5 protein-coding genes are annotated in these 7,078 nt (G+C 73.0%); 1 reads left to right on the top strand and 4 read right to left on the bottom strand.

Annotated features, from left to right (window positions below; all coding sequences use genetic code 11):
- Window positions 1-462 precede the first annotated feature (462 nt).
- The 3 genes from ABD52_RS35045 to ABD52_RS35035 form a co-directional block, all read right to left on the bottom strand.
- The gene (locus ABD52_RS35045) at window positions 463-2,418 is read right to left on the bottom strand and encodes a VWA domain-containing protein (RefSeq protein ID WP_047894559.1); all 1,956 of its coding nucleotides are present in this window, start codon (window positions 2,416-2,418) and stop codon (window positions 463-465) included.
- 2 nt (window positions 2,419-2,420) lie between these two features.
- Window positions 2,421-3,911 (bottom strand): magnesium chelatase, encoded by a 1,491-nt coding sequence (locus ABD52_RS35040; protein WP_047894558.1) that lies wholly within the window; start codon window positions 3,909-3,911, stop codon window positions 2,421-2,423.
- A 70-nt stretch (window positions 3,912-3,981) separates the two neighbouring features.
- Complete coding sequence (locus tag ABD52_RS35035; protein ID WP_047894557.1) at window positions 3,982-4,950, bottom strand: aldo/keto reductase; 969 nt, start codon at window positions 4,948-4,950, stop codon at window positions 3,982-3,984.
- A 57-nt stretch (window positions 4,951-5,007) separates the two neighbouring features.
- Between ABD52_RS35035 and mgrA the strand changes: the two genes are divergently transcribed.
- The gene (gene mgrA / locus ABD52_RS35030; protein WP_047894556.1) at window positions 5,008-5,997 is read left to right on the top strand and encodes an L-glyceraldehyde 3-phosphate reductase; all 990 of its coding nucleotides are present in this window, start codon (window positions 5,008-5,010) and stop codon (window positions 5,995-5,997) included.
- Between the two features lies 1 nt (window position 5,998).
- Here the strand turns inward: mgrA and ABD52_RS35025 are convergent, their stop codons facing one another.
- A complete protein-coding gene (locus ABD52_RS35025) occupies window positions 5,999-6,895 on the bottom strand; it encodes a lytic polysaccharide monooxygenase (protein ID WP_047894555.1) in 897 nt (298 codons plus the stop codon).
- Between the last annotated feature and the right edge of the window lie 183 nt (window positions 6,896-7,078).

Below are 7,078 nucleotides of genomic sequence, written 5' to 3'. Positions count from 1 at the left end.
GAACCGGACACCCCCGCCCACACGGTCACAACACTCCCGCGCCCCGCACCTCGCGCCGTCGATCATGAAGTTGACGCCGACAAACCGGACACCAAACACCGCCAACTTCATGATCGACCCCGAGCCAGGCGGGGCCGACCCGGGCGAGAGGACGGCACACCGGATCACCTGCGCGATCTTGCGGTTCGAGCCCTTCAGATGCCCCATTCGCGCGGTTGCGGGGTACGAAAGTGCAAGATCGCGGATGCCCCGGGGGATCCCGGGCGGCTCTTGTGCCCGAGCTGACGAGGACTCGCCAAGGCTCCAGGAGAGGCCCGCCGACCTTGGAGTTGTGGCACCTCGCTAAAGCCGCAAACCGGGCATCATGGGCGCCACAACTCCAAGATCGACGAGAGCGCGAGAGCGCGCGGGCGAGAGCGCGCGGGCGAGAGGACGCGAGAGCGCAGGCGCGCGGGCGCAAGCTCAGCGACGGCCGTGGCGGGCGCGTAGGTAGTCGGAGACGACGTACTCGCCCAGGTCGTCCAGGTCCGGGGTGAACATCCGGCCACCCGAACGCCGCGCCACCGCATCCACGAACCGGCGCAGCCCTGGATCGTCGCCCAGCATGAACAGGTTGAGCGTCGCGCCATACCGGGTCAGCCGGTCCACCTCCCGGATCGTCGCCGAGATCGTCTCCGGCAGCGGCGGCCAGTGGAAGTACGCCTCGCCGTCCTCCGGGTCCAGGTGCGCTGTCGGCTCGCCGTCGGTGACCACCAGCACCACCGGCTCGGCACCCGGGTGGCGGCGCAGGTGCCGCCCGGCGATCCGCAGCGCGTGCTGGAGGTTGGTGCCCTGCTGCATGTCCGGCTCCACCGCCGCCAGCTCCTGCTGGGTCAGCGGCATCGCCTCCCGGCCGAAGCCGACGATCTGCAGCGCGTCCTGCGGGAACCGGGTCGCCATCAGGTGCGACAGGGCCAGCGCGGTCTGCTTCATCGGACCCCAGCGGCCCTGCGAGATCATCGAGTACGACAGGTCGACGCACAGCACCACCGCCGCCGACGCCCGCCGTTCGGTCTCCACCACCTCGAAGTCCTCGACCGCGAGCGGCACCGGCACTCCGGGACCGGCCCGTCGTACCGCCCGGGTGAGCGTGCGCACCACGTCAAGCGGCTGTTCGTCGCCGTACTCCCAGGGGCGTGACGCCCCGCTCACCTCGCCTGCGGCGCCCGCCGTGCGCAGGTCGTGCCGGCCGCGCGGGCCGGCGGTCAGGTCGGAGAAGACGCGCCGCAGCGCAGTGCTCGCGAGCCGGCGCAGCGCCTTGGGGCTGAGCGTCAGCCCGTCCGCGTCGCGGGTGACCCAGCCCTGGCGGCGCAGTTCGCGCTCCAGCTCCTGCAACCGGCGTACGTCGTCGGCGGCGTCCCGGCCCAGCGTACGGGCGACCGCCTCCACGTCGACGTCGTCGAGTGTGGCGCCGGGCTGGTCCTGGTCGAGGGAGTCCAGCAGCTCGTCGAGTTCGGCGATCTCGTCCAGCGCGCCGGTGGCCTCGCCGTAGCCGAGGGGCTGGTCGCCGCGGACCCGCTCGCCGCGCTGCCAGTTCAGGTCCGGCCGCAGCGACCGCAGGTGCGCGTCGAGCTGGGACAGTTCACCGGAGAGCCGGTCGCCGAGCGACTGGCGCATCAGCCCGGCGAGTTCCTCACGTTGCCGGTCCGACAGCGACCGCATGAGCCGCTCACCTGCGGCGGCCCGCCGGGCCAGTACGTCGATCAGCTCGTCGACGTCCCTGGGGCGTTCCGGGAAGAACTCGCCGTGGCGGCGCATGAACTCGGCGAACGCGTCGGTGGTGTCCTCGGAGCGGGCGTGCCGGGCGAGCAGGTCGTTGAGGTCGCGCATCATCTCGGCGAGCCGCCGCTGGACGGCCGGGTCGGCGGTGGCCCGGGCCGCGTCGCGCAGCCCGGCGAATCGCTGCTCCAGCACGTCGCCGCGCAGCCCGTCGAGGATCCGCTGGTACGTCTGCCGCGCCTCCGCGCTGGCCCAGTCGTACTCGGAAAGCTCCGACACCGCGCGGGCGGTGGAGCGGGGCAGGTTGTCGAGCACGGCCTCGGCGAACCGGGCGTCGTCGCCGTCGCGGCCGCGCAGCTCGTCGCGTTCGGCGGCGAGCGCCTGGTCGAGCAGTGCCCGGGCCCGGGTGACGGCGCCGTCGAGGTCGCCCCGGCGCAGTGCCTCCCGGCGCAGGCGGCGGGCGCGGGCGGCCAGGTCGTCGAGCCCGCCGCGCCCTTGCGGGCCGCGTCGCAGCAGCTCGCGCAGCGATTCGCGCAGGCTGCCGCCGGCGAGCACGTCCGAGCCGACCGCGTCCACAGCGGCGCGTACGTCGTACGGCGGGGCGAGCGGGTCGGGTCCGCCGCGCCACTGCCCGTACCGGAAGCGGTTGCCGCCGGCCACTGTCAGTCCCGGTCCCCGTAGACGGTGCGCCCGGAGTCGGTGACGTCCTTGCCGAGCCGGCGGGTCAGGTGCAGCCCTTCCAGCACGAACTCGATGCCGGCGGCCGCCTCCTCCGGACTGGGCGCGTCGCCGAGCCCGAGCCGGTCGAGCACCTTGGCCAGCCCCGGCACGGTGCCGACCTGGCGTAGCAGCTCGGACGAGGAGACCAGTTCGCCGGTCTCGACGGCGCCGCCCTCGGCGACGATCGCGGTGAAGCCGGACAGGTCGAGCCCGGCGAGCCGGGCGCGGAACGTCTCGGCGGTGGCGGTACGCAGCAGGTGCGCGAGCACCTCGATCTCGCGTCCCTCCTCGCCGCTCTCGAACTCGACCTTGCCGCGCAGGGTGGAGGTCACCGACACGGTGTCCCCGATCCGGGCCACAGGCGCCTCCGGCCGGGACGCCGACCCGGCCGCCCCACCCGAGGCACCAGCGCCGGCAGAAGCACCGGCCAGCAGACCCGAACGACGCAACGCGGCGGCGGCCACCGTCTCCGCGGCGGCGATGGCGAACCGGGCGGACACACCGGAGCGCGGGTCGACCGACGGCGACTCCCGCACGTCGCGGGCGAACCGGGCCAGCACCTCCAGCACGTGCTCCGGCACGACGGCGACCAGGTCGGCCTCCTGCCGGATCAGCGCCAGCTCCAGGTCCAGGTCGAGCGGGTAGTGCGTACGGATCTCCGCGCCGAACCGATCCTTCAGCGGCGTGATGATCCGGCCCCGGTTGGTGTAGTCCTCCGGGTTGGCACTGGCCACCAGCAGCAGGTCCAGCGGCAGCCGTAGCTGGTAGCCGCGGACCTGGATGTCGCGTTCCTCCAGCACGTTGAGCAGCGCCACCTGGATGCGTTCGGCCAGGTCGGGCAGCTCGTTGACGGCGAAGACGCCCCGGTTGGTACGCGGTACGAGCCCGAAGTGGATGGTCTCCGGGTCACCGAGCGTGCGCCCCTGGGCGAGGCGGATCGGGTCGACGTCGCCGATCAGGTCACCGACGCTGGTGTCCGGCGTGGCGAGCTTCTCGCCGTACCGCATCGAGCGGTGCAGCCACCCGATCGCCAGGTCGTCGCCGGCCGAGTCGACGAGCGCCTGGGACGCCGGGGTGAGCGGGTGCATCGGGTGCTCGTTGAGTACCGAGCCGGGGATCACCGGGGTCCACTCGTCCAGCAGCGCGCCGAGCGAACGGATCAGCCGGGTCTTGCCCTGCCCGCGCTCGCCGAGCAGCACCATGTCGTGCCCGGCGAGCAGCGCGCGCTCGACCTCGGGCAGCACCGTGTCCTCGTAGCCCACGATGCCGGGGAAGCGGTCCTCGCCGGAGCCCATCCGGGCGAGGAGGTTGTCTCGGAGTTCCTGTTTGACCGTGCGGTAGCGGTGGCCGGCCGCGCGCAGCTCGCCGAGCGTGCTCGGCAGGTCGGCGGGCGGGACCGGGGAAACCTGGTTGGGAGCGGTCACCCGACCCACGCTAGCGCGCTCCGATGACCGGCGGCCTCCGTCGTCGATGTCGCGACAAGGGAAGCCGCCGGAACGCCACTCACTTACCGAGGCGGGCGCGGACCATCCGGGGTACGGCGGCCAGCCCGGTGACCGGGCGGAACGCGTGCGCGGCGGCCACCAGTGCGGCGTACTCGTCGTCGGCCAGGTCGATCTCGGCGGCTGCGGCGTTGCGTTCCATCTGCTCGACCCCGGAGGCGCCCGGGATGGCCACCACGTTCGGGTGCCGCAGCACGTACGCGAGCGCGATCTGGCTCGGCGTGGCGTCGTGCGCGTCGGCGACCTCGCGCAGCGTGGCGATCAGCGCGGTGCCGCGTTCCAGGTTCTCCGGCAGGAAGTACGGGTTGGCCCGGCGTACCGCCCCGGCGGGCGGGTTCGTGGCGTCGTAGCGGCCGGAGAGGAAACCCTGCGCCAGCGGCGAGTACGCGATGACGATCCGGCCGGCCTGCTCCGCGTACGGGATGAGGTCTTCCTCGGGGCCGCGGTCGATCATGCTGTAGCGGACCTGGTTGCTCAGCACCCGGCGGCCCAGCGCAGCCTCAGCGAACCGCCACCGGCGCAGGCCGTAGTTGCTGACGCCGACCTCGCCGACCAGCCCGACGTCCTGCAACGAGCGCATGCCGCGCATGGTGGTGGTGTCGGCGACCACCGGGTTGGCCTGGTGCACCTGGTAGAGGTCGATGCCGTCGACGCCGAGCCGGGCGGCGGAGGCGACCGCGCGCTGCTGCACCACCGGGGCGACCGGCAGCAACGGGAAGATCTTGGTGGCGACCACGACCTTGGCCCGGTCGTCGCCCAGGGCCGCGCCGAGGATGCGCTCGCTGCGGCCGAAGCCGTACAGCTCGGCGGTGTCGAACAGGGTGACGCCCAGGTCGAGCGCCCGCCGGACGATCTCGGCGGCGCGGCGCTCGTACTCGGGGCCGTAGCCCCACTCCTTGGAGCCGAACTGCCAGGTGCCGAGGCCGATCTTGGAGATGGGCTTGGGGGTGTCGAGCCGCACGTAACGCATGAGGCCGAACGTACCCGGGCTGCTGCGTGCGCACTCCGGTCCGGACAGAATGGCCTGGTGACCTACCTCGCCAGCGACGACCGTTACCACGAGATGATCTACCGGCGCACCGGCCGGAGCGGGCTGAAGCTGCCTGTCATCTCCCTCGGCCTGTGGCACAACTTCGGACCGGACCGCCCCTTCGAGCGGCAGCGCGACATCGTCCGCCGCGCCTTCGACCTCGGCATCACCCACTTCGACCTGGCGAACAACTACGGCCCGCCGCCCGGTTCGGCGGAGGAGAACTTCGGCCGGCTGCTCGCCACCGACCTGAAGCCGTACCGGGACGAGCTGGTGATCTCCAGCAAGGCCGGTTATCTGATGTGGCCCGGCCCGTACGGCGAGTGGGGTTCGCGCAAGTACCTGATCTCGTCGCTGGACCAGTCGCTGCGCCGCCTCGGGCTGGACTACGTCGACGTCTTCTACTCGCACCGGTTCGACCCGGAGACCCCGCTGGAGGAGACGATGGGCGCGCTCGACGCGATCGTCCGCTCCGGCAAGGCGCTCTACGTCGGCATCTCCAACTACGACTCGGAGCAGACCGAGCGGGCCGCCGCGATCCTCCACGACCTGGGCACGCCGCTGCTGATCAACCAGCCGTCGTACTCGATGATGAACCGCTGGACGGAGAGCGACGGCCTGCTGGACACGCTGGAGCGCGTCGGTGCCGGCTGCATCGCGTACAGCCCGCTCGCCCAGGGCCTGCTCACCGACCGTTACCTGAAGGGCATCCCGGCCGACTCCCGGGTGCGCACGAGCGTCTTCCTGAACGAGAGCGACCTCGACGACGAGACGATGGCGACGGTCCGGGGGCTCGCCGCGGTGGCGCAGCGGCGCGGGCAGACCCTGGCCCAGCTCGCCCTGGCGTGGGCGCTGCGCGACCCGCGCATGACCAGCCTCATCATCGGCGCGAGCAGCGTCGGGCAATTGGAGGGCAACGTGGCCGCGTTGAACAACCTCGACCTCGCCGGGGACGACCTGGCCGAGATCGAGCGCCTGCTCGGCTGAGTCACCAGATGCGGCGCCGCCCGGCGCGGTGGTTGCGGACACCGCACGGCCGCCCGGGCGGCGGCCCGCCGGTCCGCCGCAGTCCGACCACCGCCGCCGCGAGCAGCGCGACGACGAGCGCCGCCGCGCCGACCAGGAGCGGCCGGGACAGCGGTCCGCCGTCGGTCACCGTCGCGACCGGCACCGCCGGCTCGTCGTCGGCCGCCGGAACGGCGAGGGTACGCGGAGGCGACGCGCTCGCCTTCGGCGCTGCCGGTGACGCGTCCGACGCACCGCGTGCCGCCCGGAAGATCACGTCCGAGCAGGAGTAGTACGTGTCCTGGGTGTCCGAGTTCTGCCAGATCACATAGACGATGTGCCGGCCGCTACGGTCGGCCGGCAGCCGCCCCCGCATCTCGTACGCGCCCGCGCGGATCGGCGGGTCGGTGACCTGAAGGAACGGCTTCTCCTCCAGATCCGCCCAGGTCAGCGAACGCCGAGGCGAGTACGAGCCGGTGGTGACGTAGTACCGGAACGTGCCCCGGTGCGGGATGGTGGTGCGGTAGCGGAACGTGTGCCGGGCCCCGGCTGTGAGCGTGGTGGCGGGCCAGTCGGCGCGCGCCAGGTCCAGTCCCCGGTACGCGGACAGCCCGCCGCTGCACAGCTCCCCGTCCGGGATGCGTTCCCGGTCCCGCCCGTCGATCCGCGCCACCCGGATGTTGTCCCACTCGCGTACCGCCGCTCCGGCGGCGACCGCGGCCCGGCAGGCGGGCGTCTGCGCCCGGCCACCCTCGGGCCCGCACGCGGCGGCCCGGCTCAGCGGGCTGGTCGGCGCACCGTGCGCCGCGGCCGGCGCGGCGGTCAGCGGCACCGTCGCGGCGACGGCGGCGAGCGCGGCGAGCGCGCGACGTGCGGCCATGTGATCGACCTCCCGCGCACTGGTACGGCCGCGAGCCGCCAAAGGTTCGATCCGCGCCGATCGGCCGGGGCGGCATGACCGAAAGGACAACCGGGGCGGCGACGGACACCTGATGGGCCCTACAGTGACGAAACCCTGTGATCGAGGAGCGTCCCTTGTCCGAGCCGGCCCCGTCCCCCGAGC

The organism is Micromonospora sp. RV43 (assembly GCF_001029515.1).
In the GTDB taxonomy this organism is placed as follows: Bacteria; Actinomycetota; Actinomycetes; order Mycobacteriales; family Micromonosporaceae; genus Micromonospora; species Micromonospora aurantiaca.
This window is presented reverse-complemented; position numbering and strand designations above follow the sequence as displayed.

Coding starts and splice junctions, on each gene's coding strand:
- ABD52_RS35035 (WP_047894557.1), bottom strand. CDS start 4,950: ATGCGTTACGTGCGGCTCGACACCCCCAAGCCCATCTCCAAGATCGGC.
- ABD52_RS35025 (WP_047894555.1), bottom strand. CDS start 6,895: ATGGCCGCACGTCGCGCGCTCGCCGCGCTCGCCGCCGTCGCCGCGACG.